The organism is Escherichia sp. MAL-1 (assembly GCF_052948035.1).
The window spans coordinates 2,416,109-2,442,589 of sequence record NZ_CM129609.1 but is presented as its reverse complement, the minus strand read 5'-3'; the positions used below and the strand labels follow the sequence as shown (position 1 = coordinate 2,442,589).

The window sequence follows — 26,481 nt, the reverse complement described above, 5'->3', positions numbered from 1 at the left end:
TACAACCTGTTTGAATTGGTACGACAGGTTAGCAAACTTTAATACGCCGAACCCCTGTTTTGATCAACTCCTGATGATTAATGAGCAGTTTTATGAGAAAAGTGTGGCGCGGATCATGGTTTAATCGAGGAAAAACGCCTTTCCTGGATCATAAAGTGGTAGAACACATTGCATTCAAATCGCGCGTAATGAATAAAGATGTCAGACAACTTCCTCACCGTAACGCATAGTGCTGGTACGGTTGCGCCCATCTTTCTTCGAGCGATACAGACACGTATCGGCTTCGACCATCAATTTATTAAAGTCATCGGTCAGCGTTCGGTACGATGCGCGACCACTACCGACGCCAATACTTACCGTGAGATAAAGCGTTTTTTGTTGCCAGGTGAATGGTTGCAGTTCAACGCCTTTACGGATTTTTTCCGCCATTAGCAGACCATCGACAGGATTCACCGACGGCACTGCAACAGCAAATTCTTCGCCGCCCATTCGCGCCACCAGCCCCTTATCACCGACAATCTTCTGAATATGCCGGGCAAACACGCTTAACACTTTATCGCCACATTCATGTCCATAGTTATCGTTAATGCTTTTGAAATAGTCGATATCAAGCAGCATGACAGTCAGATGTTGTGTCTGTTTCAGCGATGGACTTTTCAGCGCCTCATAAAGACCGGACCGTGAGTAAACCTGAGTCAGAAAATCAAAGTCGGCTCGCAGCGCAACTTGCTTCATTAGCGAATTGATCGCTGCCACGCTAAAAGAAACCATAATTGGGCATATCGCCATCGTGGCAATACCGAGACGTGCGGAGAACATTTGCGGAATGGAGAACGGCGAACCGACCGAGATATCAATCACCGAATTTGCCACCAGTACGATTTCCACCGCACCGGTGACAAAGGTCAACAGACATGTTACCTGCGGCGTATAGCGCACTGCACACCAGATTAATGCAGGCAGCGGGAACGCCAGACTCCCCGCTCCGCCAATGACTACCGAGGCAATAACCGACACAATAAGCGCGATGGCGGGCATCATCTGTTCTGCTTTAAAGCGCGGCAGCACTCCAGGAATAGCCAACGTCAGCATACAAGGCACGATCAACACGCCCGTTGAGAATTGCTCACTGAACCAGTCCGCAAGCAAAGGCCAGAAATCCAGACTATCAATACTGACCGAACCAAGATAGCATGTTCGCTGACAGCGGCGGCAAATAAAGGTACCCTGGGAATGCTATTTTGTCGTTTTCCGCAATTCTCATGGCTGATTCATCTGTACAACCAGCCAGTGATAGATTACCGCCACGATATAACGTTGTTGTTCTTCGCTTAACGAAACACCCTGCGGAATGTTATGCCACTTAGCCAGACAACCGCGACAGCAGGTCGCGGTGGCGTGCTGAGCGATAAACACCGGATGCCCGCGCATGGGGGTTTGCTTACCGTCATTAACCGGTAATGCCGCAGCAAGACGTTTAGCGACAAAATCCGCCGCATGTTGTTCGATGACTGGCGCGCCTTTCTCCAGACAATACTGACGCTCTTTCATGCCCAAACGAAAGCGAGAGCGAAATTTTGAACGGGATAAACGCGCGAAGAGAGGATCGAGAGACTGCATTAATAAACCGAACGCCCTAACTGTTTCGTCAATTGTTCAAGGACGGCAATGCCCGCAAGCGAGTTACCTGCATCATCCAGTTCCGGACTCCAGACTGCGATGGCCATTTCATGCGGAACAATCGCCACAATACCGCCCCCAACGCCAGATTTCGCCGGTAGTCCCACCCGCCAGGCAAACTCCCCCGCGTTCTGGTACATACCACTGGTCGCCATCAGCGCGTTAATTTGCCGCGCCTGCATTGGCGTCACCACTGGTTCATCAATATGAATAGCTTTCCCCTGATTAGCCAGAAAGACAAACGTCCGGGCCAGCTCTACACAGCTCATTTTCAGAGCGCAGTAATGAAAGTAGTTTTGCAGAACGGTTGTCACGTCATGATGGAAATTGCCAAACGACTTCATCAGCCAGGCGATAGCCGCATTTCGCGCGGAATGTTCAAATTCGGAACGCGCTACCACCGTATCGTAGGAAATATCAGACACACCGCTTAAGCCGCGCACGACTTCCAGCATACGTTGCCGTGGTGCGCTTAATCGCCCTTGCAACATATCGCAGACCACCAGCGCACCGGCATTAATGAACGGATTACGCGGTATACCCTGCTCCATTTCCAGTTGCACTAAGGAATTGAACGGTGATCCAGACGGATCTTTGCCGACGCGTTGCCAGATTTCCTCTTCGGAGTAATGACGCATGGCGACAACGAGACTCAGCACTTTGGAAATAGACTGAATGGAAAAACGTTCTTGCGCGTCTCCGGCCTGAAAAAGCTGTCCGTCAACGGTACAGATAGCAATCCCCAATCGGGAACCGTCTACTGTAGCCAGCGCCGGAATATAATCCGCGACTTTACCCTGACCAATGAGCGGCCGCACTTGCCGCAAGATGTTTTCTAAAATTGCATTATCCATGGCGACTGCCACTTTCTACTCCTGGACCGCAGGTCTGAAAAGACCTGCGAGTATATCAGAGCTGAATATGTCGCGTCAGATCCGGTCTTTCCACACCGTCTGGATATTACAGAATTCGTGTAAGCCGAAATGGGAAAGCTCACGACCAAAGCCACTCTTTTTCACGCCACCAAAGGCCACTCGCGCGTCGCTGGCACAATAACCATTGATAAACACCCCACCGCATTCCAGACGTGCCGCCATATGTCTGGCCTGTGTTTCGTCAGTGGTAAAAATGGTCGCTGAAAGGCCGAACTCACTATCATTAGCCAGTTCCAGTGCATGTTCTGCATCTTTCGCAATGGTGATTGCCGCAACGGGGCCAAACATTTCTTCCCGAAACGCGGTCATTTCTGGGGTAACATTCGCCAGAACCGTTGGCGGATAGTAGTTACCTGCCCCAGCCATCTTTTCCCCGCCCAGTAACAAACGCGCACCCTGCGCCAGGGTTTTCTCCACCTGATGATGCAGCTCATCACGTAAATCAAAACGAGCCATTGGTCCGAGAGCGTTCTCTTCGTCACGGGGATCGCCCATTTTCAAGGCTGCCGCAGCTGCCACAAAACGTTCGGTAAATGCCGAAGCAATTCCCTCTTCGATAATAAAGCGTTTTGCCGCTGCACATACCTGTCCGGTATTCTGATAACGTCCGGCTACCGCCGCTTTCACCGCCAGTTCCAGATCGGCATCGTTAAGCACAATAAACGGATCCGAACCGCCCAGTTCCAGTACGCATTTTTTCAGTGCCGCTCCAGCCTGTGCGCCAATAGCCGCTCCCGCACGAACACTTCCGGTCACCGTGACAGCAGCAATGCGCGAGTCTTTAATCATCTGACTGACACCGTCGTTGTCGGCATTCAGCCAGCCATATACGCCTTGTGGGATACCCGCATCTTTAAACACCTGGGCAATGAGCTGTGCACAGCCCATCACATTCGGCGCATGTTTAAGTAAGTAGCCGTTACCTGCAAGAATGATGGGAACAGCGCCACGCATCACCTGCCATAACGGAAAATTCCACGGCATAATCGCCAGAATCGTCCCCAACGGTCGATACTCAATAACCGCCTGCTGATTTTCCACCAGCGTAGGTTCCGCCTTCAGCATTGCCGGACCATGTTCTGCATACCAGTCACACAAATTCGCCGATTTCGCCACTTCAGCGCGCGCCTGGTTGATTGGTTTGCCCATTTCGCGGGTGATCATTTGCGCCATTTCTTCGCTACGAGCGCGCAGAGCCTTACCGATATCACGCAGTTTTTCAGCACGATAATCTATATTTGTCTCGCGCCAGTCGCGAAAGCCTGCTGCCGCCAGCTGAAGTGCGTTTTCGATATCGTCAGCGCCAGCCCACGGCAGCACAGAAAGTTGTTCACCCGTGGCAGGATTTATCGAAATTGCATGAGTTGCCGGAGTAATGGTCATCGGGGTATCTCCTTTATGAGTCATGGTATGAAGATACGCAGATTTACTCTTGCTTTAAAATGAATAATATTAAGCCACTTATTCACGAATCGAGAATGCTATGGATCTGACCCAACTGGAGATGTTCAACGCGGTTGCCGAAGCTGGCAGCATAACCCAGGCTGCAGCAAAAGTGCATCGCGTGCCGTCGAATCTCACTACCCGTCTGCGCCAGCTGGAAACAGAACTGGGGGTTGATCTGTTTATTCGCGAGAATCAGCGTTTACGTCTCTCTCCTGCCGGGCATAACTTTTTACGCTATAGCCAACAAATTCTCGCGTTAGTGGATGAAGCGCGGAGCGTTGTCGCTGGCGATGAGCCGCAAGGTTTATTTTCTCTTGGTTCGCTGGAAAGCACCGCTGCAGTGCGCATTCCAGCCACGCTGGCGGAATTCAACCGTCGTTATCCCAAAATTCAGTTTTCACTTTCCACCGGCCCTTCCGGCACTATGCTGGATGGTGTACTGGAGGGAAAACTGAATGCGGCGTTTATTGATGGACCCATTAACCATACTGCCATCGACGGGATACCGGTATACCGCGAGGAACTGATGATCGTCACGCCACAAGGATATGCGCCAGTAACCCGTGCCAGTCAGGTTAATGGCAGTAACATTTATGCCTTCCGCGCCAATTGTTCGTATCGTCGCCACTTCGAGAGCTGGTTTCATGCTGACGGTGCCGCTCCGGGAACTATCCATGAGATGGAGTCTTATCACGGAATGTTGGCCTGTGTGATCGCAGGAGCAGGCATTGCGCTTATTCCGCGCTCTATGCTGGAAAGTATGCCGGGGCATCACCAGGTTGAAGCGTGGCCGTTAGCTGAGCAATGGCGTTGGTTAACAACCTGGCTGGTCTGGCGTCGTGGTGCGAAAACGCGCCCGCTCGAGGCATTTATTCAACTGCTGGAGGTGCCTGACTCGGCAAGACAGGGATATCAATGAGCTATTTTTGATAGTTCTTGCGGCTAATATGCTCTATATAGTGATGTTCCGATGACTTATGACTATATGGGGCAAATATGGTTACGCCAGTAAGCATCAGCAATTACATATCTCTTCCTGATGATTTTCCCGTACGTAATATTGCACCTCAGGTAAAAGAAGTTTTAAAGGATTTTATTGATGCACTCAGTACCATAATATGTGATGAAGAGTGGCGCACGTCTTTAAACATCAACTCAGCCACAAAAAAGATATTTAATAACCTTGACAACTTATCATATATTCAGAGGACTTCTTTTCGGGGTAACGACACACTATACAATGAAAAGGTTCAGTTTAAACTCACTTATCCCGTCAAGAATGGAAGACACAAAGAAAATATTGAATTTCAGGTAGTAATAAATTTAAGCCCTATTTATTTAGATAATTTTCGCCATGATGGAGAAATTAATATTTTTTGCGCTCCCAACCCAAAGCCTGTCACTATGGGGCGCGTATTTCAGACCGGCGTCGAGCGTGTGCTCTTTCTGTTTCTGAATGATTTTATTGAACAATTTCCAATGATCAACCTTGGCATTCCCATCAAAAGAGCGCATACACCACATATTGAACCCCTGCCTCCGGATCACCATACCGCTGCAGATTACTTACGCCAGTTTGATTTGCTTGTCCTGAATTTTATCTCTCGCGGTAATTTTGTCATACTCCCCCGATTATGGAGTAACTCTGAGGTTCACAAATGGTTCGTCAATAAAGATCCTAACTTGATCACCGCCATTCTCGACATAACAGACGGCGAATTAAAAGAGGATTTATTGCAAAGCCTGATGGATTCATTAGGTTCTAACAAACATGTACTACCCGAAGTCTGCATCTGCTTTTTATCCCTTTTAGCAGAACAAGAATCTCCTCATTTTCAGGACTTTTTTTTATTTTTCGCCAATATGTTATTGCACTATCACCAATTTATGAATCCCAATGAAAGTGATCTGAATGACGTGTTGATGCCAGCATCATTAAGTGATGATAAAATTATCAAACATATGGCGCGCAGGACCCTCAAACTGTTTGTAAAAAATGAAACGCCGCCAAAAGTTACTCACGAAGACCTGGTGAAAAACAGGCCTCGCTCCCCTGTCAGACCACCTATACCCGCAACCGCCAAAACGCCAGACCTTCCTGAACGTCATTAAACCGTGATGTTACCGACTCTCTGACGCGGAACAGAATCAGCGTCAGAGAAACGGAAAACGCGATCCAGATCACAAATGCATTGTATTCACATCATTAACCGTTTTAAGATCATTTCATCACTTTTTCGCAACTCACCCGATAATCTGTTATGACAACAAACACTGTTTCCCGCAAAGTGGCGTGGCTACGGGTCGTTACGCTGGCAGTCGCCGCCTTCATCTTCAACACCACCGAATTTGTCCCTGTTGGCCTGCTCTCTGACATTGCGCAAAGTTTTCACATGCAAACCGCTCAGGTCGGCATCATGTTGACCATTTACGCATGGGTAGTAGCGCTAATGTCATTGCCTTTTATGTTAATGACCAGTCAGGTTGAACGGCGCAAATTACTGATCTGCCTGTTTGTGGTGTTTATTGCCAGCCACGTACTGTCGTTTTTGTCGTGGAGCTTTACCGTTCTGGTGATCAGTCGCATTGGTGTGGCTTTTGCACATGCGATTTTCTGGTCGATTACGGCGTCTCTGGCGATCCGTATGGCTCCGGCCGGGAAGCGAGCACAGGCATTGAGTTTAATTGCCACCGGTACAGCACTGGCGATGGTCTTAGGTTTACCTCTCGGGCGCATTGTGGGCCAGTATTTCGGTTGGCGAATGACCTTCTTCGCGATTGGTATTGGGGCGCTTATCACCCTTTTGTGCCTGATTAAGTTACTTCCCTTACTGCCCAGTGAGCATTCCGGTTCACTGAAAAGCCTCCCGCTATTGTTCCGCCGCCCGGCATTGATGAGCATTTATTTGTTAACTGTGGTGGTTGTCACCGCCCATTACACGGCATACAGCTATATCGAGCCTTTTGTGCAAAACATTGCGGGATTCAGCGCCAACTTTGCCACGGCATTACTGTTATTACTCGGTGGTGCGGGCATTATTGGCAGCGTGATTTTCGGTAAACTGGGTAATCAGTATGCGTCTGCGTTGGTGAGTACGGCAATTGCGCTGTTGCTGGTGTGTCTGGCACTGCTGCTACCTGCGGCGAACAGTGAAATACACCTCGGGGTGCTGAGTATTTTCTGGGGGATCGCGATGATGATCATCGGGCTTGGTATGCAGGTTAAAGTGCTGGCGCTGGCACCAGATGCTACCGACGTCGCGATGGCGCTATTCTCCGGCATATTTAATATTGGAATCGGGGCGGGTGCGTTGGTAGGTAATCAGGTGAGTTTGCACTGGTCAATGTCGATGATTGGTTATGTGGGCGCGGTGCCTGCTTTTGCCGCGTTAATATGGTCAATCATTATATTTCGCCGCTGGCCAGTGACACTCGAAGAACAGACGCAATAGTTGAAAGGCCCATTCGGGCCTTTTTTAATGGTACGTTTTAATGATTTCCAGGATGCCGTTAATAATAAACTGCACACCCATACATACCAGCAGGAATCCCATCAGACGGGAGATCGCTTCAATGCCACCCTTGCCCACCAGCCGCATAATTGCGCCGGAGCTGCGTAGGCTTCCCCACAAAATAACCGCCACCAGGAAAAAGATCAGCGGCGGCGCAACCATCAGTACCCAATCAGCGAAGGTTGAACTCTGACGCACTGTGGACGCCGAGCTAATAATCATCGCTATGGTTCCCGGACCAGCGGTACTTGGCATTGCTAGCGGCACAAAGGCAATATGGGCACTGGGTTCATCTTCCAGCTCTTCCGACTTGCTTTTCGCCTCCGGTGAATCAATCGCTTTCTGTTGCGGAAAGAGCATCCGAAAACCGATAAACGCGACGATTAAGCCGCCTGCAATTCGCAGACCGGGAATCGAAATGCCAAATGTATCCATCACCAGTTGCCCGGCGTAATACGCCACCATCATGATGGCAAATACGTACACCGAGGCCATCAACGACTGACGATTACGTTCGGCACTGTTCATGTTGCCTGCCAGGCCAAGAAATAACGCGACAGTTGTTAATGGGTTAGCTAACGGCAGTAACACCACCAGCCCCAGGCCAATTGCTTTAAACAAATCTAACATTGGTGGTTGTTATCCTGTGTATCTGGGTTATCAGCGAAAAGTATAAGGGGTAAACAAGGATAAAGTGTCACTCTTTAGCTAACCTTGCATCGCATTGACCAAAACTTGAACCGATTTAGCAAAACGTGGCATCGGTCATTCATTCATTTGACTTATACTTGCCTGGGCAATATTATCCCCTGCAACTAATTACTTGCCAGGGCAACTAATGTGAAAAGTACCAGCGATCTGTTCAATGAAATTATTCCATTGGGTCGCTTAATCCATATGGTTAATCAGAAGAAAGATCGTCTGCTTAACGAGTATCTGTCTCCGCTGGATATTACTGCGGCACAGTTTAAGGTGCTCTGCTCTATCCGCTGCGCGGCGTGTATTACTCCGGTTGAACTGAAAAAAGTGTTGTCGGTCGACCTGGGAGCACTGACCCGTATGCTGGATCGCCTGGTCTGTAAAGGCTGGGTTGAACGGTTGCCGAACCCGAATGATAAGCGCGGCGTACTGGTAAAACTTACCACCAGCGGCGCGGCAATATGCGAACAATGCCATCAATTAGTTGGCCAGGACCTGCATCAAGAATTAACAAAAAACCTGACGGCGGACGAAGTGGCAACACTTGAGCATTTGCTTAAGAAAGTCCTGCCGTAAACAAAAAAGAGGTATGACGATGTCCAGACGCAATACTGACGCTATTACCATTCATAGCATTTTGGACTGGATCGAGGACAACCTGGAATCGCCACTGTCACTGGAGAAAGTGTCAGAGCGTTCGGGTTACTCCAAATGGCACCTGCAACGGATGTTTAAAAAAGAAACCGGTCATTCATTAGGCCAATACATCCGCAGCCGTAAGATGACGGAAATCGCGCAAAAGCTGAAGGAAAGTAACGAGCCGATACTCTATCTGGCAGAACGATATGGCTTCGAGTCGCAACAAACTCTGACCCGAACCTTCAAAAATTACTTTGATGTTCCGCCGCATAAATACCGGATGACCAATATGCAGGGCGAATCGCGCTTTTTACATCCATTAAATCATTACAACAGCTAGTTGATAACGTGACAACGTCACTGAGGCAATCATGAAACCACTTTTATCCGCAATAGCAGCTGCGCTTATTCTCTTTTCCGCGCAGGGCGTTGCGGAACAACCCACGCAGCCGGTTGTTACTTCCTGTGGCAATGTGGTGGTTGCTCCTCCATCGCAGGAACAACCGCCGTTTGATTTAAATCACATGGGTACTGGCAGTGATAAGTCGGATGCGCTCGGCGTGCCCTATTATAATCAACACGCTATGTAGTTATTGTCAGGCTCTGATCACAGAGCCTGACATCTCCGTAATATCTTTCTGAAGTCTCAAATATTTTCGCCATTGTTGGCGATGAGATCCCGATACCAGTAAAACGACGCTTTACGTATCCTTTCCAGCGTTCCCTTCCCTTCGTTGTCTTTATCGACATAAATCATTCCGTAGCGTTTTTTCATTTCCCCTGTTCCGGCAGAAACCAGGTCAATGCAGCCCCACGGGGTGTAGCCAATTAAGTCAACACCATCTTCGACTACGGCTTTTTTCATTTCACGAATATGGGAAGCAAAGTAATCAATGCGATAGTGATCGTTCACTGTGCCGTCAGCTTGTCTCTGGTCAACCGCACCAAATCCATTTTCGACAATAAACAGCGGCAACTGGAAATGATCCCACAACCAGTTGAGTGAATAACGTAGCCCTGCCGGATCAATTTGCCATCCCCATTCGGATGTATCGATATAAGGGTTGCTGACCAAATCTCGTGGTTCAACATAATCCAGTTGCGGGTTATCGGGCGAAAATTGTGTCGTAAAAGACATGTAGTAGCTAAAACCGATAAAGTCGACACAACCTCTGGCAAGAATCGCGTTATCTTCTGGTGTGATATCGAGGTTGAATCCTTTCCTGGCAAAGTAATTCAGCATATGTTGCGGATAATATCCACGAGCATGAACATCAGTAAACCAGTAACGACGATGCATCGCTTTCGTCGCCATCATCATATCGTTGGGTGCACACGTCAGAGGATAGATGGGGCACATGGCGATCATGCAGCCGATATTAAATTCAGGATTAATCGATTTTCCAGTCTGTACCGCCAGGGCACTGGCAACTAACTCGTAATGTACCGCCTGGTACATTATTTGTTCGCGCTCATTGATATCTTCCTCTGGCGAATACAAGATACCGGAATTAGTAAATGGACACAGGCTTTCGCTGAAATTCACCTGATTATTGATTTCGTTAAACGTCATCCAGTACTTTACTTTTTCTTTATAGCGCGTGAAGACCGTTGATGCGAAGCGGATAAAAAAGTCGATCAGTTTACGGTTTCGCCAGCCACCATATTTTGTCACCAGATGATAAGGCATCTCAAAATGTGAAAGCGTCACCACAGGTTCCATTCCCTGCTTAAGGCATTCATCGAACAGATCATCATAAAATTGTAAACCCTCTTCATTCGGCTCCTGTTCGTCACCTTGCGGAAAGATTCGTGTCCAGGCAATGGAAGTTCGAAAGCATTTGAATCCCATCTCGGCAAATAACTGAATATCTGTTTTATAGCGATGATAAAAATCAATTGCTTCATGATTGGGATAATTAAGCCCGTCGATAACGCCTTCTGTCACTTCACGCGGCACCCCGTGAGCGCCAGCAGTCATCACATCAGCGATACTGATGCCTTTTCCTCCTTCATTCCAGCCACCTTCCAACTGATGCGCGGCTACCGCGCCGCCCCATAAAAAACCTTTTTTAAATCCTGACATACACAACTCCTTAACTAAAATAGATTACCACCAGACTTCCGCCTGGATGCCGGCCATAAACTCGTCTTTGCTGTTCTCATTAAACTTAAAATTCGATAATTCGTTATCCAGAATATTGATATACGTTCCATAGAAGCGAATTTCTGGTCGTGAACCTAAAATGCTTTCACCCACTTTCAATGCATGCCAGAGTGTCGTTTTATAAGCCGATTCATTTAGTGTTACACCCTGCTGAGTTTTGTTCTGTTGCTTAAACCAGCCTAATTCAAGCCCCGTCTGATTCCATGTATTCCAGATCAGGCCGGTCTTATTACAGTGCGAATACTGTCAAAATCACTATGAGCACCACTTTCATAACTATAAACATCTTCGCCGTGAGAATAGACAAGCGCGTTAGCCATAATAATATTGTCAGTAAGATACATCTCGCCCTGAGAGATTAAACGCCAGGCGATCCCATTGGTATGATCACCATAGTAATAGCGACCATGCGCCATCGTATTACTGGCATCTGAGAAACTGGCAAAACTGCTGGCATAGGAATTATTGGCAACCTGTAACGTAAATTCATTAAACGTATCGCGTTGCAGGTTTTGCCGTAAAACAGAAGTCAGCATCCAGCTATCTTTCATTTCAAAATAACTGTTGTCATTTTCGTTATCTTGTTGTTGATCCGTTTTATTAGGTGCGGAATATTTAGCCATTAATGATAATGTCGCATCATCCCATAACGGGATATTGCGATAACGAACATCCACAGAATTGGTATTCATCTGGCTGGTACGCGAAAAATCACGAGAGTAAACATCGACATCATCACGGCTTAAGGACATATCAAACAGCCCTACACCAAGTGCCCAGTTTTCAATCCCCACACCCGCGGCGACATCCGTGGTTAAGGTTTTCCAGTCCAGCATCTGGATCTCATATTGCGGGAGTTTATGTTTGCCGACCCAGAAGTCTGCCTCTGGTGCGAAGGGTAAAAAACCTCGCGTTGTCAGGTAAATATCGCTGAACTGCATGATATTTTCATTGGCACTGTCACCAAACCAGGCATCGTTATACTGCTCACCCACGTTGCCATCATAGGTAACGACCGCATTTGCCGTTTTACCGTCCTGATTATAAACACGCTGATTTAAGGTCAGGTCAAACCAACCGCTCATCTCATTACCAAAACGTCCCAGAGAACCCGCTGCATAAGTTTGTGGTGAGCCGTGATTACCAGTACCCCAGCCTGAGCGGAAGTACCCCTGATAGCTGAACCCAATATCATCCTTTATATATTTACTGATATCTTTCAGGGTCACGCTTTCGATAGTGGTTTTGTCGCCTTTACTTTCAATAACGGCAACTTGCTGCGATCCATTTATAGTATGCGCTGCGGCAGACGAGTTCTGTTCACCGTTTTCATTTTTGATGTTATCAGCGACGGGAGATGTCGCTGATATTTCAGCAAGCGAGGCTGATTTATATTTGTTTCCCGTGATGCTTTTTTGTAAGGTCGAAAGTCGGGATTTATATACTCCCAGTTCATTCTGTGTTGCTTTCAGCTCTTGTTTATTTTGCGACAATTCATTTTCAAGCAATTCAAGGCGCTGCTCTATGGTTAATTTTGTTGCCATCGCGTTCAATGGAAACAATGCTGTAATAATAGAAAAAGACAAAAGGCTGATGTTAAGCGTCTTTATATTCATGACTTATCCTTAAGAGTATAATAATTTCCTCCAGCTATCGCACTGGAGGAAAAAATCAGGCATGGAGTTCTTTTCTTAATGAAATAATTTCCCTGGCTAAATCCTGGCATAATCTTGCATTCATCAAATGATCCTGTGCATGAACCAGAATTAAATTAACTTTTATTTTGCCACAGCCTTCATCCTGACTAATTAATGCGGTCTGAATCTTATGTGCCTGAAGACAGGCAGATTCAGAACTGGCCATTAGCTGAGTTGCGCCCTGCCAGTCTTTTTGCCCGGCACAACGTATGGCTTCCATCGCGTCAGAACGTGCCTGCCCCGCGTTGACCAGTAACTCCATAACAAGTTCTTCATCTGCAAACATCACAATCTCCTTCCTGGGTAAATGGAATTATCCGTTAGTTGTCATGTTATTGACTTTGTTGGCGGCAATAACAAAAGGTAAATAGATCATTGTCGCCACACCTAAACATAAAAAACCAACCAGTAAAGCCAGCCAGTTCCCCCCGGTTCCGAGGAAAGCAATTAAAGGTCCGGGCGTAGTCCAGGGCACGGCATAAGCAACCGGTGGAATAATTTCCATCGAAACAAAGAAGTAACCAATGGCACAGTTAACAATGGGAACCATAATAAACGGCACCATCATGATGGGGTTAAGTACAATAGGAAGGCCAAACATTATCGGTTCATTGATATTGAAAATACCGGGGATAAATGACATTTTTGCCAGATCACGGTATTCCGCACGCTTAGAAGCGATAAAAATAGCCAACAATAACCCCAACGTCATACCTGAACCGCCGCAGTTGGCGAATGCATCATTAATAGAAGTCCAGGTAATCGGATATGGCGCGCCCCAGGTAGTGCCATGTTGAGCGGCCCAGGAGAGATTCTCCAGATTAGCCTCAGAAAAAACGGTTTCTCGAATTGCCGATGTGGTATTAGGTCCGTGGATCCCCAGCACCCACAGGAAATTACCCACAGCCCCCAGGATAATTACCGCAAAGATATTCGTTCCCATATGTTTGAGCGGCGTCTGGATTAATGTGTAAATAAGATCGTTTAGTCCTGCCGGGGATATCAGTGTCAGGCAATAATTAAGTGCGGAAAAGAACACCATGACAAAAAATATTGGCAATAAAACTTTAAATGAACGCGCTACCGCAGGCGGTACAGCTGCCGGCATCGTTATGGTGATTTTTGGGTTTCGAGCTAAGCGACAAAATATTTCACTGGTGATCAATGCAACGATAACAGCAACAAACAACCCCTGCGCGCCGAGATATTTGGTCGTCAGGAATGCTTGCCCATCTATCATCTGATATGGCGTATAAACAATAAAAAATGCTCCTATTGCCGTTAATCCGCATAAAAGATCATCTTGCTCATAGCTAATCGCCATATTCCTGGCGACCAGGAAAGCAATCATAATTGACATGATATTTACAGAACCATTCATTACCGGAGTAAAAATAGCTTGTGCTTTTTCAAGGTTGGGGAAAATGCTATTCAGATGCAGTAATCCGGCAATAAAACCGTCTGGCGATAATATGGCAAAGTTAATTAATATAATTAATGAACTTGCCATGATAATTGGAAACGTAAAAACGAATCCATCTCTCACCGCTGCAACATGTTTTTGTGAGTTTAACTTGATAGCAACTGGAACAAGAAAACGTTCCATTCCACGTTCGAATGAGGCCATTAATCCCATTTTTTTATACCTGTTGTTTTGGATATTTATACATCCCAATAAAGCATGTATGCCATATCCATTTTATGATGTGTGAAAAATTAGTTCAGGTAATAGTTTAATAATATTAGATTCTTACTGTTGCAGTAGTTTCATCGCAAATTCAAGAACTGCCTGTCCGTTCATGGTGCCGTAGTCTTTCATCTCGATAACGGCTACAGGCATTTTCCCCTGTGCAACGGCTTCAATCTCCGGTTTCTGAAAGCGAACTTGCGGGCCAAGTAAAACAACGTCAACTTCGTTATTTTTAATTTTTCCTTTAGCCTCTGCAATCGCCAATGCGGAAATATTAACTTCAAGTGAAATAGCGTTAGCATGATCAATCATACGTTTAACCAGCATACTGGTTGACATGCCCGCAGCGCAAACTAACAATATCTTTTTCATATTTTCCCTTACTGGTATATAACAGACTACATTGTGTAAATATCATATCCCGCAGTAGCTATACATCCTGGTACATTGATCACAGTAATACAGTAATAAAGTTGTTCAACATCAGGGTAATAATTAAACGACTCGGCCATACGATAAACCAATCAGGACTCAACTCCTTGTTTTCAATGGCTCTTAAAAGGTGCAAAAGTGATTTTTCAAAAGATTGCCCGCTTACTTAAATCTGAGATCAATGGCCATTCATGGCACGTTGGTGATTTGTTGCCGTCAGAAGCTGAACTCGCAGTTCGTTATAATGTTTCGCGTAATACCCTGCGTAAGGCATTATCCTTGCTGGAAGGCGAAGGAATTATTCACAGAAAGCATGGTTCAGGAACATACATTCAAAAAAAGAATTTTGTTGCACACATTGATCACATGAACAGCTTCAGTGAAATTGCGCATAAAAGCGGCAAAGAGGCAGGGAGTCAGATTATGAAATTTGAAGTGCAGGATGCTTCACCCACTATTGCAACTGAGCTGAATTTAGTGCCCGGTGAGCAGGTTTATTACATAAAGAGACTGCGATTCATTGAGGATAATGCGGCACAATTAGAAGAAACGTGGATGTCAGTGGCACGTTTTCCTGATTTAACCGTATCACATATGCAAAAATCCAAATTTTCGTATATTGAGAACGAATGCGGGATCAAAATCATTGGCACCTATGAAACTTTCTCCCCTACTTTTCCTACCCCAGAAATCGCCAGTATTTTACGGATCAGCCCACGGGATCCCATACTTAAAATTCAGACCCAGGCTGTGGACAGTAACTCTATTCCGCTGGATTATTCGTTACTTTACAGCAATATTATCGAGTTCCAGGTAAAGTACTTTTTCCCGCGATAAAAGCAGACGCACAGAGTGCTGACATCACATTCTGTGCGTATGGTTTAGCCTCTAACCTTTACCGCTTTACGCCACCGCAAGCCAAATACATTGATATACAGCCCGGTCATAATGAGCACCGCACCTAAAAATTGCAGACCCGTTAAGCGTTCATCCAACAATAGTGCCGCACTTGCCAGTCCGACTACGGGCACCAGTAACGATAACGGTGCAACCCGCCAGGTTTCATAGCGTCCCAGTAACGTCCCCCAGATCCCATAACCAACAATTGTCGCCACAAACGCCAGATACATCAGCGACAAGATGGTGGTCATATCAATAGTAACCAGACTGTGAATCATGGATGCGGAACCATCGAGAATCAGCGAGGCAACAAAGAAGGGAATGATTGGGATTAAAGCGCTCCAGATTACCAGCGACATCACCGCCGGACGCGTTGAGTGCGACATGATCTTTTTATTGAAGATGTTGCCACACGCCCAACTAAATGCTGCAGCCAGGGTCAACATAAAGCCGAGCATCGCCACATGCTGACCGTTCAGACTATCTTCGATTAACACCAGTACGCCAAAAATCGCTAAGGCGATCCCCGCCAATTGTTTGCCATGCAGTCGCTCCCCGAAAGTAAACGCGCCAAGCACGATAGTAAAAAACGCCTGTGCCTGTAACACCAGCGAAGCCAGTCCAGCAGGCATACCAAAGTTAATGGCGCAGAACAGAAAGGCAAACTGCGCAAAACTGATGGTTAATCCATACCCCAAGAGCAAATTCAGTGGTACTTTCGGTCGTGCAACAAAAAAGATGGCCGGAAAAGCGACCAGCATAAAGCGCAAACCGGCCAGCATCAGCGGTGGCATGTTATGAAGCCCCACTTTGATGACCACAAAATTTAGCCCCCATACGACCACTACCAGTAGCGCCAACACACCATCTTTTCGCGACATTCTACCGCCTCTGAATTTCATCTTTTGTAAGCAATCAACTTAGCTGAATTTACTTTTCTTTAACAGTTGATTCGTTAGTCGCCGGTTACGACGGCATTAATACGCAAATAAGTCGCTATACTTCGGATTTTTGCCATGCTATTTCTTTACATCTCTAAAACAAAACATAACGAAACGCACTGCCGGACAGACAAATGAACTTATCCCTACGACGCTCTACCAGCGCCCTTCTTGCCTCGTCGTTGTTATTAACCATCGGACGCGGCGCTACGCTGCCATTTATGACCATTTACTTGAGTCGCCAGTACAGCCTGAGTGTCGATCTAATCGGTTATGCGATGACAATTGCGCTCACTATTGGCGTCGTTTTTAGCCTCGGTTTTGGTATCCTGGCGGATAAGTTCGACAAGAAACGCTATATGTTACTGGCAATTACCGCCTTCGCCAGCGGTTTTATTGCCATTCCTTTAGTGAATAACGTGACGCTGGTTGTGCTCTTTTTTGCCCTCATTAACTGCGCCTATTCTGTTTTTGCTACCGTGCTGAAAGCCTGGTTTGCCGACAATCTTTCGTCCACCAGCAAAACGAAAATCTTCTCAATCAACTACACCATGCTAAACATTGGCTGGACCATCGGTCCGCCGCTCGGCACGCTGTTGGTGATGCAGAGCATCAATCTGCCCTTCTGGCTGGCAGCTATCTGTTCCGCGTTTCCCATGCTTTTCATTCAAATTTGGGTAAAGCGCAGCGAGAAAATCATCGCCACGGAAACAGGCAGTGTCTGGTCGCCGAAAGTTTTATTACAAGATAAAGCACTGTTGTGGTTTACCTGCTCTGGTTTTCTGGCTTCTTTTGTAAGCGGCGCATTTGCTTCATGCATTTCACAATATGTGATGGTGATTGCTGATGGGGATTTTGCCGAAAAGGTGGTCGCGGTTGTTCTTCCGGTGAATGCTGCCATGGTGGTTACGTTGCAATATTCCGTGGGCCGCCGACTTAACCCGGCTAACATCCGCGCGCTGATGACAGCAGGCACCCTCTGTTTCGTCATCGGTCTGGTCGGTTTTATTTTTTCCGGCAACAGCCTGCTATTGTGGGGTATGTCAGCTGCGGTATTTACTGTCGGTGAAATCATTTATGCGCCGGGCGAGTATATGTTGATTGACCATATTGCGCCGCCAGGAATGAAAGCCAGCTATTTTTCCGCCCAGTCTTTAGGCTGGCTTGGTGCCGCGATTAACCCATTAGTGAGTGGCGTAGTGCTAACCAGCCTGCCGCCTTCCTCGCTGTTTGTCATCTTAGCGTTGGTGATCATTGCTGCGTGGGTGCTGATGTTAAAAGGGATTCGAGCAAGACCGTGGGGGCAGCCCGCGCTTTGTTGATTTAAGTCGAACACAATAAAGATTTAATTCAGCCTTCGTTTAGGTTACCTCTGCTAATATCTTTCTCATTGAGATGAAAATTAAGGTAAGCGAGGAAACACACCACACCATAAACGGAGGCAAATAATGCTGGGTAATATGAATGTTTTTATGGCCGTACTGGGAATAATTTTATTTTCTGGTTTTCTGGCCGCGTATTTCAGCCACAAATGGGATGACTAATGAACGGAGATAATCCCTCACCTAACCGGCCCCTTGTTACAGTTGTGTACAAGGGGCCTGATTTTTATGACGGCGAAAAAAAACCGCCAGTAAACCGGCGGTGAATGCTTGCATGGATAGATTTGTGTTTTGCTTTTACGCTAACAGGCATTTTCCTGCACTGATAACGGATCGTTGACACAGTAGCATCAGTTTTCTCAATGAATGTTAAACGGAGCTTAAACTCGGTTAATCACATTTTGTTCGTCAATAAACATGCAGCGGTTTCTTCCGGTTTGCTTACCCTCATACATTGCCCGGTCTGCTCTTCCAATGACCACATCCAGAGGCTCTTCAGGAAATGCGCGACTGACACCTGCTGTCACGGTAATGTTGATATGCCCTTCAGAATGTGTGATGGCATGGTTATCGACTAACTGGCAAATTCTGACACCTGCACGACATGCTTCTTCATCATTAGCCGCTTTGACAATAATGATAAATTCTTCGCCCCCGTAGCGATAAACCGTTTCGTAATCACGCGTCCAACTGGCTAAGTAAGTTGCCAGGGTGCGTAATACTACATCGCCGATTAAATGCCCGTAGGTATCATTAACCAATTTAAATCGGTCAATATCCAACAACATTAAATAAAGATTCAGAGGCTCAGCGTTGCGTAACTGATGATCAAAGGATTCATCAAGAACCCGACGCCCCGGCAATCCCGTCAAAACATCCATATTGCTACGGATCGTCAGCAAATAAATTTTGTAATCGGTTAATGCCGCAGTAAAAGAAAGCAACCCCTCCTGAAAGGCGTCGAAATGCGCGTCCTGCCAGTGATTTTCAACAATAGCCAGCATTAATTCCCGACCACAGTTATGCATATGTTGATGGGCAGAATCCATTAGCCGAACGTAAGGTAATTCATCGTTATCGAGTGGCCCCAGATGATCAATCCACCGACCAAACTGGCACAGTCCATAAGAATGGTTATCCGTTATTTCTGGCTTACTGGCATCTCTCGCGACCACGCTGTGAAACATACTCACCAGCCACTGGTAGTGGGCATCGATAGCCTTATTGAGATTTAACAAGATGGCATCAATTTCCGTTGTCTTCTTGATCATTGCCACTCCTTTTTCACAGTTCCTTGTGCGCGCTATTCTAACGAGAGAAAAGCAAAATTACGTCAATATTTTCATAGAAATCCGAAGTTATGAGTCATCTCTGAGATAACATTGTGATTTAAAACAAAATCAGCGGATAAAAAAGTGTTTAATTCTGTAAATCACCTCTGCATTATCGTAAATAAAAGGATGACAAATAGCATAACCCAATACCCTAATGGCCCAGTAGTTCAGGCCATCAGGCTAATTTATTTTTATTTCTGCAAATGAGTGACCCGAACGACGGCCGGCGCGCTTTTCTTATCCAGACTGCCGCTAATGTTGATCATCTGGTCCGGCTGAACTTCTCGTCCATCAAAGACGGCCGCAGGAATAACGACATTAATTTCACCGCTCTTATCGCGAAAAACGTAACGGTCCTCTCCTTTGTGAGAAATCAAATTACCGCGTAGTGAAACCGAAGCGCCATCGTGCATGTTTTTTGCGAAATCAACGGTCATTTTTTTTGCATCATCGGTTCCGCGATAGCCATCTTCTATTGCATGAGGCGGCGGTGGCGCTGCATCCTGTTTTAAACCGCCCTGGTCATCTGCCAACGCATAAGGCATGACAAGAAAACTTGCTAATACAATGGCCTGAAATTTCATACTAACTCCTTAATTGCGTTTGGTTTGACTTATTAAGTCTGGTTGCTATTTTTATAATTGCCAAATAAGAATACTGCCAATTGTTATAAGGCATTTAAAATCAGCCCACTAGCTGTCAAATATTCAGAGAATTTAACTCACTAAGGTTAAGAAGATTGAAGAGTCTTAAACATATTTTCAGAATAATCGGATTTATATGTTTGAAAATTATTATATTGGACGAGCATACAGAAAAAGCAAATCACCTTTACATATAATAGCGTGGACAAAAAACAGTGAACATTAATAAAGATAAAAATGTACAACTCGCAGATACCGACACTATTGAAAACCTGACATCCGCGTTGAGTCAAAGACTTATCGCGGATCAATTACGCTTAACTACCGCCGAATCATGCACCGGCGGTAAGTTGGCTAGCGCCCTGTGTGCAGCTGAAGATACACCCAAATTTTACGGTGCAGGCTTTGTTACTTTCACCGATCAGGCAAAGATGAAAATCCTCAGCGTAAGCCAGCAATCTCTTGAACGATATTCTGCGGTGAGTGAGAAAGTGGCAGCAGAAATGGCAACAGGTGCCATAGAGCGTGCGGATGCTGATGTCAGTATTGCCATTACCGGCTACGGCGGACCGGAGGGCGGTGAAGATGGTACGCCAGCGGGTACCGTCTGGTTCGCGTGGCATATTAAAGGCCAGACCTACACTGCGGTTATGCATTTTGCTGGCGACTGCGAAACGGTATTAGCTTTAGCGGTGAGGTTTGCCCTCGTCCAGCTGCTGCAATTACTGCTATAACCAGGCTGGCCTGGCGATATCTCCAGGCCAGCCATTGGTGGTGTTTATATGTTCAAGCCACGATGTTGCAGCATCGGCATAATCTGAGGAGCCTTACCGCGCCATTGTCGATACAGGCGTTCCAGATCTTCGCTGTTACCTCTGGAAAGGATCGCCTCGCGAAAACGCTGCCCATTTTCACGCGTTAATCCGCCCTGCTCAACAAACCACTGGTAACCATCATCGGCCAACATTTGCGTCCACAGATAAGCGTAATAACCTGCAGCATATCCGCCACCAAAAATATGGGCGAAATAACTGCTGCGATAGCGTGGTGGTATAGCAGGAAGATCCATATTTTCCGCCACCAGCGCCCGCAATTCAAAATCATCGACATCCTGCATTGCTTCGTTTTCTTCCAGGCAATGCCAGCGCATATCGAGAAGTGCGGCGCTAAGCAGTTCGCTCATCTCATACCCTTTGTTGAACAGGCTGGCATTACGCATTTTCTGTTGCAGTTCGTCAGGCATTGCTGCCCCGCTCTGATAATGCCGGGCGTAGCGAGCGAATACCTGCGGATGCGTTGCCCAGTGTTCGTTGATTTGCGACGGAAATTCGACAAAATCACGCGGCGTGTTGGTGCCGGAAAGCGTGGCATAACGCTGGCGGGCAAAAAGGCCGTGCAGCGTATGACCAAATTCATGGAATAAGGTTATTACATCATCCCAGAGTAACAACGCAGGCTCACCGGCAGCGGGTTTCTGATAATTGCAGACGTTATAAATTACCGGATGCGTTTCATTAAGCGTTGATTGCTCAACAAAATTGCCCATCCATGCACCGCCGCTTTTTGAATCACGGGCGAAGAAATCACCGTAAAATAACGCCAGTCCCACGCCATTATGATCAAAAATTTCCCACACACGAACGTCAGGATGGTAGACAGGAATATCAAAACGTTCGACAAACTTAATACCGAAGAGCTGATTCGCGGTCCAGAATACACCTTCATTCAACACCGTGTTTAATTCAAAATATGGCTTGAGCTGCGCCTCATCAAGATCAAATTTCTCCCGCCGTACCTGTTCGGCATAAAATGCCCAGTCCCACGGCTGCGCGCTAAACCCGCCCTGCTGCTTATCAATAACCGCCTGTATGGAGGCTAATTCATCGCTCGCACGTTGACGCGCCGCTGGAACAATTTCCCGCATAAAGTTAAGTGCTGCTTCAGGTGTTTTTGCCATCTGATCGGCGATTTTCCATGCGGCATAATGAGGAAAACCAAGCAGTTTCGCCTGCTGTGCGCGAATCTCTACCAGACGTTGAATGATAGCGCGGGTATCATTGGCATCATTTTTTTCCGCTCGCGTCCAGCCCGCAATAAACAGTTTTTCACGCGTCGCACGATCGCGCATCTCGGCAAGCGCCGGTTGTTGGGTGGTATTCAGCAGCGGAATCAGCCATTTGTTATCCAGACCTTTCTCGCGAGCCGCCTCTGCCGCCAGCGCAATCTCTTGCTCACTCATTCCTGCCAGCTGCGCGATATCGTTCACAACCAGACCGCCGGATTTATTTGCTGCCAGTAATCGCTGGTTAAACTGACTGGTCAGTGTCGCAGCTTCTGTATTCAGTACTTTTAATTTTGCTTTATCAGCTTGCGCAAGTTTGGCTCCGGCAAGGACAAAACGTTGATGAATCACCTCCACCAGGCGGATGGATTCACTATCAAGCCCCAGGGATTCACGGCGCTGCCAGACAGCATCTACCCGCGCGAATAATTCACCGTTCAGATAGATATCATTAGCCAGTTCCGCCAGTTCAGCGGAAAACTGTTCATCAAGACGCTGTAATTCATCATTGGTATGCGCCGCAGTCATCGCAAAAAAGACGCTGGTAACGCGGGTAAGTAATTCTCCGCTTTGTTCCAGTGCCAGAATAGTATTGTTGAAATCAGGCGTTTGCGGGTTAAGCGCGATGGCAGCAATTTCTGCCCGCTTTTGCTGCATTCCCTCATCGAATGCCGGGCGATAGTGATGATTGGCAATTTGATCAAAATGAGGAGCCAGATACGGCAGTGTGCTTTGCACAAGGAAAGGATTCATTGTTGTCATTTTCTTCTCCTGAACGCGAGGTGTTCCATAGCGTAGGCTTACTGATAACGGAGTGCAATCTTGCAATCCAGTATTACCCGCTCTTAAGCATCCCGTGCTATGTTATTGACACACAAAAGCGTTGAGGAACAGTGAGATGATCGTTTTAGTAACTGGAGCAACGGCAGGTTTTGGTGAATGCATTACTCGTCGTTTTATTCAACAAGGGCATAAAGTTATCGCCACTGGCCGTCGTCAGGAACGGTTGCAGGAGTTAAAAGACGAACTGGGAGATAATCTGTATATCGCCCAACTGGACGTTCGCAACCGCGCCGCTATTGAAGAGATGCTGGCATCGCTCCCTGCCGAGTGGAGCAATATTGATATCCTGGTAAATAATGCCGGCCTGGCGTTGGGCATGGAGCCTGCGCATAAAGCCAGCGTTGAAGACTGGGAAACGATGATTGATACCAACAATAAAGGCCTGGTATATATGACGCGCGCCGTCTTACCGGGTATGGTTGAACGTAATCATGGTCATATTATTAACATTGGCTCAACGGCAGGTAGCTGGCCGTATGCCGGTGGTAACGTTTACGGTGCGACGAAAGCGTTTGTTCGTCAGTTTAGCCTGAATCTGCGTACGGATCTGCATGGTACGGCGGTGCGCGTCACCGACATCGAGCCGGGTCTGGTGGGTGGCACCGAGTTTTCCAATGTCCGCTTTAAAGGCGATGACGGTAAAGTGGAAAAAACCTATCAAAATACCGTTGCATTGACGCCAGAAGATGTCAGCGAAGCCGTCTGGTGGGTGTCAACGCTGCCTGCTCACGTCAATATCAATACCCTGGAAATGATGCCGGTTACCCAAAGCTATGCCGGACTGAATGTCCACCGTCAGTAATTTTTATACCCGGCGTAACTGCCGGGTTATTGCTTGTCACAAAAAAGTGGTAGACTCATGCAGTTAACTCACTCACAAGCAAGAACGAATGACCGTCGAAACGCAACTTAATCCCACACAGCCTGTCAATCAGCAGATTTATCGTATTCTTCGTCGCGACATTGTCCATTGCCTGATTGCACCAGGCACACCGTTGTCGGAAAAAGAAGTTTCTGTTCGTTTCAATGTGTCACGCCAGCCGGTTCGTGAAGCCTTTATTAAACTGGCGGAAAACGGCCTGATTCAAATTCGTCCGCAGCGTGGCAGCTACGTCAACAAAATTTCCATGGCCCAGGTGCGCAACGGCAGTTTTATCCGTCAGGCCATTGAGTGCGCGGTGGCGCGTCGGGCGGCGAGCATGATTACCGAAAGCCAGTGCTACCAACTGGAACAAAATCTTCACCAGCAACGCATTGCCATTGAGCGCAAGCAACTGGATGATTTTTTTGAACTTGATGACAACTTCCATCAACTCCTGACGCAGATTGCCGACTGTCAACTGGCGTGGGATACCATTGAGAACCTGAAAGCGACCGTTGATCGCGTGCGCTATATGAGTTTCGACCACGTTTCTCCACCAGAAATGCTGTTACGCCAGCATCTTGATATTTTCTCTGCCCTGCAAAAACGTGATGGCGATGCGGTAGAACGTGCAATGACGCAACATTTGCAGGAAATCAGCGAATCCGTGCGCCAGATCCGCCAGGAAAATAGCGACTGGTTTAGCGAAGAGTAATTCATTTCCTCTCATCCCATCCGGGGTGAGAGTCTTTTCCCCCGCCTTATGGCTCATGCATGCATCAAAAAAGATGTGAGCTTGATCAAAAACAAAAAATATTTCACTCGACAGGAGTATTTATATTGCGCCCGTTACGTGGGCTTCGACTGTAAATCAGAAAGGAGAAAACACCTATGACGACCTACGATCGTAACCGTAACGCAATCACCACTGGCAGCCGTGTTATGGTTAGCGGCACCGGTCACACTGGCAAGATCCTGTCGATTGATACTGAAGGTCTGACCGCTGAGCAAATCCGCCGCGGAAAAACCGTAGTTGTTGAAGGTTGTGAAGAGAAACTGGCACCACTGGACCTGATTCGTCTCGGCATGAACTAAGCGTGTGAATGCCGCCGATGGCGGCATTGCTTTTTTTACTTCACGGAATATTTTGCCACGGTCGCTTTCGCGCCATGCGCTAATAAAGACAAGTACGCTTCCGTCACTTTTGCAGTAAACAAGCTATTGGCTGGCAAATCATCACCAAAGATCGCCTTAATCGCCAGCAATGACTGGACGCGCGCTTTCCCTTCGGCACTACTTTGTACAGCCTTCTGAATAACAGGTAACAGTGGGTCACTGATTTCTATCGGATTTTCCTGTTCATCAACACCACCGACATAACGCATCCAACCCGCGACGCCCAGCGCCAGCAGATCGAACTTGCTGTCATGCGTCAGATGCCAGCGAACAGAATCCAACATCCGCTGTGGCAATTTCTGGCTGCCATCCATCGCAATCTGCCAGGTTCGATGACGTAACGCCGGGTTGCTATAGCGTGCAATTAATCGGTTAGCGTAATCCTGCAAATCAACGCCCTGCACTTTCAGCGTCGGCGCTTGTTCCTGCAACATCAAGCCATACGCCGCATGACGATAATGTTCATCTTCCATACAGTCATTAATGTGCTGATATCCGGCAAGATAACCCAAATACGCCAGGAATGAATGACTGCCGTTGAGCATGCGCAACTTCATCTCTTCATAAGGCAGTACATCGCTAACCAGTTCTGCTCCCGCTTTTTCCCATTCCGGACGTCCGGCAACAAAATTATCTTCTATTACCCACTGGCGGAAAGGTTCACAGGCAACGCCAGCAGGATCGCGCACACCGGTAAGTTGTTCGATTTTCGCCAGCGTATCCTCTGTCACTGCGGGCACAATACGGTCCACCATTGTTGATGGGAAAGTCACGTTATCTTCGATCCATTGTGCCAGTTTTACATCAACGGCTTGCGCGTAGGAAGTGACAACGTCACGCATAACATGACCGTTTTCTGGCATGTTGTCACATGACATGACGGTAAATGCGGGAAGTCCTGCCGCTTTACGGCGAGCCAGCGCCTCAACAATCACCCCTGTTGCTGTTTTCGGCTGGTGGGGATTTTGCACGTCGGCAGCGACCATCGGGTGATCGAGCATTAACTGTCCGGTCGCCGGAGAGTGGAAATACCCTTTTTCGGTGATTGTCAGAGAGACAATCGCGATTTGCGGTTCACACATCGCAGCCAACACGGTTTCTAAGCCATCCATCTGTACGTGCAAGGCTTTTTTAACGACGCCAACGACGCGAGCCGTCCACGCATCGGCCGACATTTCCGCAACGGTATAAAGATTATCTTGCTGCTGTAAATCGGCAATTTGCTGTTCGCCGCCGATTAAGTTGACCTCATAATATCCCCAGTCACTGAAATGTTCTGTAGCAAGAATATCGGCATACACGCCCTGATGCGCACGGTGAAATGCACCAAAGCCTAAATGAACAATTCTTGGGGCCAGGTTATTACGATCATAAACAGGGAGTGTCGCTTTTGCTGATAACAAATTATTTCCCATAACAATTCCTTAAATATAAATATGG

The 26,481-nt window shown here is 47.1% G+C and carries 27 protein-coding genes and 2 pseudogenes; 14 read left to right on the top strand and 15 right to left on the bottom strand.

Annotated elements, in window-relative coordinates:
* Nucleotides 1-201: 201 nt before the first annotated feature.
* The 4 genes and pseudogenes from ACU8XX_RS12145 to sad form a co-directional block, all read right to left on the bottom strand.
* Nucleotides 202-1,188, bottom strand: a pseudogene (locus ACU8XX_RS12145) (GGDEF domain-containing protein); the annotation flags it as partial.
* A gap of 72 nt (nucleotides 1,189-1,260) precedes the next feature.
* Entirely contained in the window at nucleotides 1,261-1,620 is a 360-nt protein-coding gene (locus ACU8XX_RS12140) for a DUF4186 domain-containing protein (protein WP_001191019.1), read from the bottom strand.
* Nucleotides 1,620-2,546 (bottom strand): glutaminase B, encoded by a 927-nt coding sequence (gene glsB, locus ACU8XX_RS12135; RefSeq protein ID WP_000257409.1) that lies wholly within the window; start codon nucleotides 2,544-2,546, stop codon nucleotides 1,620-1,622. The genes ACU8XX_RS12140 and glsB overlap by 1 nt, the downstream gene beginning before the upstream one ends.
* A 63-nt stretch (nucleotides 2,547-2,609) precedes the next feature.
* Complete coding sequence (sad, locus tag ACU8XX_RS12130; protein WP_001338596.1) at nucleotides 2,610-3,998, bottom strand: succinate-semialdehyde dehydrogenase; 1,389 nt, start codon at nucleotides 3,996-3,998, stop codon at nucleotides 2,610-2,612.
* Nucleotides 3,999-4,098: 100 nt separating this feature from the next.
* On the opposite strand from sad, the gene ptrR reads away from it, so the two are divergent.
* The 3 genes from ptrR (at nucleotide 4,099) to ydeA (ending at nucleotide 7,513) form a co-directional block, all read left to right on the top strand.
* Nucleotides 4,099-4,980, top strand: a complete 882-nt coding sequence (gene ptrR / locus ACU8XX_RS12125) for a putrescine utilization regulator PtrR (RefSeq protein ID WP_000366502.1) — start codon at nucleotides 4,099-4,101, stop codon at nucleotides 4,978-4,980.
* A gap of 77 nt (nucleotides 4,981-5,057) precedes the next feature.
* Nucleotides 5,058-6,173 carry a putative protein YneK gene (gene yneK, locus ACU8XX_RS12120; RefSeq protein WP_240765155.1) on the top strand — a complete coding sequence of 372 codons (1,116 nt, stop codon included), beginning with the start codon at nucleotides 5,058-5,060 and terminating at the stop codon, nucleotides 6,171-6,173.
* 149 nt (nucleotides 6,174-6,322) lie between these two features.
* A complete protein-coding gene (gene ydeA, locus ACU8XX_RS12115; protein ID WP_000210799.1) occupies nucleotides 6,323-7,513 on the top strand; it encodes an L-arabinose MFS transporter in 1,191 nt (396 codons plus the stop codon).
* Nucleotides 7,514-7,537: 24 nt separating this feature from the next.
* Here ydeA and marC read toward each other — a convergent pair whose 3' ends face one another.
* Nucleotides 7,538-8,203 (bottom strand): NAAT family transporter MarC, encoded by a 666-nt coding sequence (gene marC / locus ACU8XX_RS12110; RefSeq protein ID WP_000885024.1) that lies wholly within the window; start codon nucleotides 8,201-8,203, stop codon nucleotides 7,538-7,540.
* A 210-nt stretch (nucleotides 8,204-8,413) separates the two neighbouring features.
* On the opposite strand from marC, the gene marR reads away from it, so the two are divergent.
* The 3 genes from marR to marB are packed head-to-tail and all read left to right on the top strand — an operon-like array spanning nucleotide 8,414 to nucleotide 9,501.
* Nucleotides 8,414-8,848 carry a multiple antibiotic resistance transcriptional regulator MarR gene (gene marR / locus ACU8XX_RS12105; protein WP_000843419.1) on the top strand — a complete coding sequence of 145 codons (435 nt, stop codon included), beginning with the start codon at nucleotides 8,414-8,416 and terminating at the stop codon, nucleotides 8,846-8,848.
* Between the two features lie 19 nt (nucleotides 8,849-8,867).
* Nucleotides 8,868-9,251 (top strand): MDR efflux pump AcrAB transcriptional activator MarA, encoded by a 384-nt coding sequence (marA, locus tag ACU8XX_RS12100; RefSeq protein WP_000091199.1) that lies wholly within the window; start codon nucleotides 8,868-8,870, stop codon nucleotides 9,249-9,251.
* Between the two features lie 31 nt (nucleotides 9,252-9,282).
* A complete protein-coding gene (marB, locus tag ACU8XX_RS12095; protein ID WP_000803522.1) occupies nucleotides 9,283-9,501 on the top strand; it encodes a multiple antibiotic resistance protein MarB in 219 nt (72 codons plus the stop codon).
* A 56-nt stretch (nucleotides 9,502-9,557) separates the two neighbouring features.
* Here the strand turns inward: marB and ACU8XX_RS12090 are convergent, their stop codons facing one another.
* The 5 genes and pseudogenes from ACU8XX_RS12090 to ACU8XX_RS12070 form a co-directional block, all read right to left on the bottom strand.
* Nucleotides 9,558-10,997, bottom strand: a complete 1,440-nt coding sequence (locus ACU8XX_RS12090; protein ID WP_001741702.1) for a 6-phospho-beta-glucosidase — start codon at nucleotides 10,995-10,997, stop codon at nucleotides 9,558-9,560.
* Between the two features lie 24 nt (nucleotides 10,998-11,021).
* Nucleotides 11,022-12,694 (bottom strand): annotated as a pseudogene (locus tag ACU8XX_RS12085) (carbohydrate porin).
* Between the two features lie 55 nt (nucleotides 12,695-12,749).
* Nucleotides 12,750-13,061 (bottom strand): PTS lactose/cellobiose transporter subunit IIA, encoded by a 312-nt coding sequence (locus tag ACU8XX_RS12080; RefSeq protein WP_112034009.1) that lies wholly within the window; start codon nucleotides 13,059-13,061, stop codon nucleotides 12,750-12,752.
* 27 nt (nucleotides 13,062-13,088) lie between these two features.
* Complete coding sequence (locus ACU8XX_RS12075; RefSeq protein WP_000523802.1) at nucleotides 13,089-14,411, bottom strand: PTS sugar transporter subunit IIC; 1,323 nt, start codon at nucleotides 14,409-14,411, stop codon at nucleotides 13,089-13,091.
* 114 nt (nucleotides 14,412-14,525) lie between these two features.
* On the bottom strand, nucleotides 14,526-14,837 hold the full coding sequence (locus ACU8XX_RS12070; RefSeq protein ID WP_000722572.1) for a PTS sugar transporter subunit IIB: 312 nt from the start codon (nucleotides 14,835-14,837) through the stop codon (nucleotides 14,526-14,528).
* 198 nt (nucleotides 14,838-15,035) lie between these two features.
* On the opposite strand from ACU8XX_RS12070, the gene ACU8XX_RS12065 reads away from it, so the two are divergent.
* Nucleotides 15,036-15,734, top strand: a complete 699-nt coding sequence (locus ACU8XX_RS12065) for a GntR family transcriptional regulator (RefSeq protein ID WP_023157114.1) — start codon at nucleotides 15,036-15,038, stop codon at nucleotides 15,732-15,734.
* Nucleotides 15,735-15,778: 44 nt separating this feature from the next.
* On the opposite strand, the gene eamA is transcribed toward ACU8XX_RS12065, so the two are convergent.
* On the bottom strand, nucleotides 15,779-16,678 hold the full coding sequence (eamA, locus tag ACU8XX_RS12060; protein ID WP_000087216.1) for an O-acetylserine/cysteine exporter: 900 nt from the start codon (nucleotides 16,676-16,678) through the stop codon (nucleotides 15,779-15,781).
* 194 nt (nucleotides 16,679-16,872) lie between these two features.
* Between eamA and ydeE the strand changes: the two genes are divergently transcribed.
* From ydeE to mgtT, 3 genes are all read left to right on the top strand, one after another.
* On the top strand, nucleotides 16,873-18,060 hold the full coding sequence (ydeE, locus tag ACU8XX_RS12055) for an efflux MFS transporter YdeE (protein WP_001054189.1): 1,188 nt from the start codon (nucleotides 16,873-16,875) through the stop codon (nucleotides 18,058-18,060).
* A gap of 126 nt (nucleotides 18,061-18,186) precedes the next feature.
* Nucleotides 18,187-18,282 carry a protein MgtS gene (mgtS, locus tag ACU8XX_RS12050; RefSeq protein ID WP_000901367.1) on the top strand — a complete coding sequence of 32 codons (96 nt, stop codon included), beginning with the start codon at nucleotides 18,187-18,189 and terminating at the stop codon, nucleotides 18,280-18,282.
* Nucleotides 18,282-18,386 (top strand): protein MgtT, encoded by a 105-nt coding sequence (mgtT, locus tag ACU8XX_RS12045; protein ID WP_211180496.1) that lies wholly within the window; start codon nucleotides 18,282-18,284, stop codon nucleotides 18,384-18,386. The genes mgtS and mgtT overlap by 1 nt, the downstream gene beginning before the upstream one ends.
* A gap of 114 nt (nucleotides 18,387-18,500) precedes the next feature.
* On the opposite strand, the gene dgcZ is transcribed toward mgtT, so the two are convergent.
* Nucleotides 18,501-19,391, bottom strand: coding sequence for a diguanylate cyclase DgcZ (gene dgcZ / locus ACU8XX_RS12040; RefSeq protein WP_000592814.1), 891 nt, complete (start codon nucleotides 19,389-19,391; stop codon nucleotides 18,501-18,503).
* Between the two features lie 254 nt (nucleotides 19,392-19,645).
* Nucleotides 19,646-20,038 (bottom strand): YdeI family stress tolerance OB fold protein, encoded by a 393-nt coding sequence (ydeI, locus tag ACU8XX_RS12035; protein ID WP_000671731.1) that lies wholly within the window; start codon nucleotides 20,036-20,038, stop codon nucleotides 19,646-19,648.
* A 275-nt stretch (nucleotides 20,039-20,313) separates the two neighbouring features.
* On the opposite strand from ydeI, the gene ACU8XX_RS12030 reads away from it, so the two are divergent.
* The gene (locus tag ACU8XX_RS12030; protein WP_016242129.1) at nucleotides 20,314-20,832 is read left to right on the top strand and encodes a 2-oxo-tetronate isomerase; all 519 of its coding nucleotides are present in this window, start codon (nucleotides 20,314-20,316) and stop codon (nucleotides 20,830-20,832) included.
* Nucleotides 20,833-20,876: 44 nt separating this feature from the next.
* Here ACU8XX_RS12030 and dcp read toward each other — a convergent pair whose 3' ends face one another.
* Nucleotides 20,877-22,922, bottom strand: coding sequence for a peptidyl-dipeptidase Dcp (gene dcp, locus ACU8XX_RS12025; RefSeq protein ID WP_000210376.1), 2,046 nt, complete (start codon nucleotides 22,920-22,922; stop codon nucleotides 20,877-20,879).
* A gap of 136 nt (nucleotides 22,923-23,058) precedes the next feature.
* Between dcp and ydfG the strand changes: the two genes are divergently transcribed.
* The 3 genes from ydfG (at nucleotide 23,059) to ydfZ (ending at nucleotide 24,960) form a co-directional block, all read left to right on the top strand.
* A complete protein-coding gene (gene ydfG, locus ACU8XX_RS12020) occupies nucleotides 23,059-23,805 on the top strand; it encodes a bifunctional NADP-dependent 3-hydroxy acid dehydrogenase/3-hydroxypropionate dehydrogenase YdfG (protein ID WP_001324973.1) in 747 nt (248 codons plus the stop codon).
* Nucleotides 23,806-23,893: 88 nt separating this feature from the next.
* Nucleotides 23,894-24,580, top strand: coding sequence for a DNA-binding transcriptional regulator rspR (gene rspR / locus ACU8XX_RS12015; RefSeq protein ID WP_000215549.1), 687 nt, complete (start codon nucleotides 23,894-23,896; stop codon nucleotides 24,578-24,580).
* Nucleotides 24,581-24,756: 176 nt separating this feature from the next.
* On the top strand, nucleotides 24,757-24,960 hold the full coding sequence (ydfZ, locus tag ACU8XX_RS12010; protein ID WP_000214712.1) for a putative selenium delivery protein YdfZ: 204 nt from the start codon (nucleotides 24,757-24,759) through the stop codon (nucleotides 24,958-24,960).
* Between the two features lie 35 nt (nucleotides 24,961-24,995).
* Here ydfZ and ACU8XX_RS12005 read toward each other — a convergent pair whose 3' ends face one another.
* Nucleotides 24,996-26,456 carry a mannitol dehydrogenase family protein gene (locus tag ACU8XX_RS12005; protein WP_000527800.1) on the bottom strand — a complete coding sequence of 487 codons (1,461 nt, stop codon included), beginning with the start codon at nucleotides 26,454-26,456 and terminating at the stop codon, nucleotides 24,996-24,998.
* Between the last annotated feature and the right edge of the window lie 25 nt (nucleotides 26,457-26,481).

What these genes read in the sequence shown, in the direction of transcription:
- ACU8XX_RS12140 (WP_001191019.1), bottom strand. Translation starts at nt 1,620, where the DNA reads ATGCAGTCTCTCGATCCTCTCTTCGCGCGTTTATCCCGTTCAAAATTT.
- sad (WP_001338596.1), bottom strand. Translation starts at nt 3,998, where the DNA reads ATGACCATTACTCCGGCAACTCATGCAATTTCGATAAATCCTGCCACG.
- ptrR (WP_000366502.1), top strand. Translation starts at nt 4,099, where the DNA reads ATGGATCTGACCCAACTGGAGATGTTCAACGCGGTTGCCGAAGCTGGC.
- yneK (WP_240765155.1), top strand. Translation starts at nt 5,058, where the DNA reads ATGGTTACGCCAGTAAGCATCAGCAATTACATATCTCTTCCTGATGAT.
- ydeA (WP_000210799.1), top strand. Translation starts at nt 6,323, where the DNA reads ATGACAACAAACACTGTTTCCCGCAAAGTGGCGTGGCTACGGGTCGTT.
- marC (WP_000885024.1), bottom strand. Translation starts at nt 8,203, where the DNA reads ATGTTAGATTTGTTTAAAGCAATTGGCCTGGGGCTGGTGGTGTTACTG.
- marA (WP_000091199.1), top strand. Translation starts at nt 8,868, where the DNA reads ATGTCCAGACGCAATACTGACGCTATTACCATTCATAGCATTTTGGAC.
- marB (WP_000803522.1), top strand. Translation starts at nt 9,283, where the DNA reads ATGAAACCACTTTTATCCGCAATAGCAGCTGCGCTTATTCTCTTTTCC.
- ACU8XX_RS12090 (WP_001741702.1), bottom strand. Translation starts at nt 10,997, where the DNA reads ATGTCAGGATTTAAAAAAGGTTTTTTATGGGGCGGCGCGGTAGCCGCG.
- ACU8XX_RS12080 (WP_112034009.1), bottom strand. Translation starts at nt 13,061, where the DNA reads ATGTTTGCAGATGAAGAACTTGTTATGGAGTTACTGGTCAACGCGGGG.
- ACU8XX_RS12075 (WP_000523802.1), bottom strand. Translation starts at nt 14,411, where the DNA reads ATGGGATTAATGGCCTCATTCGAACGTGGAATGGAACGTTTTCTTGTT.
- ACU8XX_RS12070 (WP_000722572.1), bottom strand. Translation starts at nt 14,837, where the DNA reads ATGAAAAAGATATTGTTAGTTTGCGCTGCGGGCATGTCAACCAGTATG.
- eamA (WP_000087216.1), bottom strand. Translation starts at nt 16,678, where the DNA reads ATGTCGCGAAAAGATGGTGTGTTGGCGCTACTGGTAGTGGTCGTATGG.
- ydeE (WP_001054189.1), top strand. Translation starts at nt 16,873, where the DNA reads ATGAACTTATCCCTACGACGCTCTACCAGCGCCCTTCTTGCCTCGTCG.
- mgtS (WP_000901367.1), top strand. Translation starts at nt 18,187, where the DNA reads ATGCTGGGTAATATGAATGTTTTTATGGCCGTACTGGGAATAATTTTA.
- mgtT (WP_211180496.1), top strand. Translation starts at nt 18,282, where the DNA reads ATGAACGGAGATAATCCCTCACCTAACCGGCCCCTTGTTACAGTTGTG.
- dgcZ (WP_000592814.1), bottom strand. Translation starts at nt 19,391, where the DNA reads ATGATCAAGAAGACAACGGAAATTGATGCCATCTTGTTAAATCTCAAT.
- ydeI (WP_000671731.1), bottom strand. Translation starts at nt 20,038, where the DNA reads ATGAAATTTCAGGCCATTGTATTAGCAAGTTTTCTTGTCATGCCTTAT.
- dcp (WP_000210376.1), bottom strand. Translation starts at nt 22,922, where the DNA reads ATGACAACAATGAATCCTTTCCTTGTGCAAAGCACACTGCCGTATCTG.
- ydfG (WP_001324973.1), top strand. Translation starts at nt 23,059, where the DNA reads ATGATCGTTTTAGTAACTGGAGCAACGGCAGGTTTTGGTGAATGCATT.
- rspR (WP_000215549.1), top strand. Translation starts at nt 23,894, where the DNA reads ATGACCGTCGAAACGCAACTTAATCCCACACAGCCTGTCAATCAGCAG.
- ydfZ (WP_000214712.1), top strand. Translation starts at nt 24,757, where the DNA reads ATGACGACCTACGATCGTAACCGTAACGCAATCACCACTGGCAGCCGT.
- ACU8XX_RS12005 (WP_000527800.1), bottom strand. Translation starts at nt 26,456, where the DNA reads ATGGGAAATAATTTGTTATCAGCAAAAGCGACACTCCCTGTTTATGAT.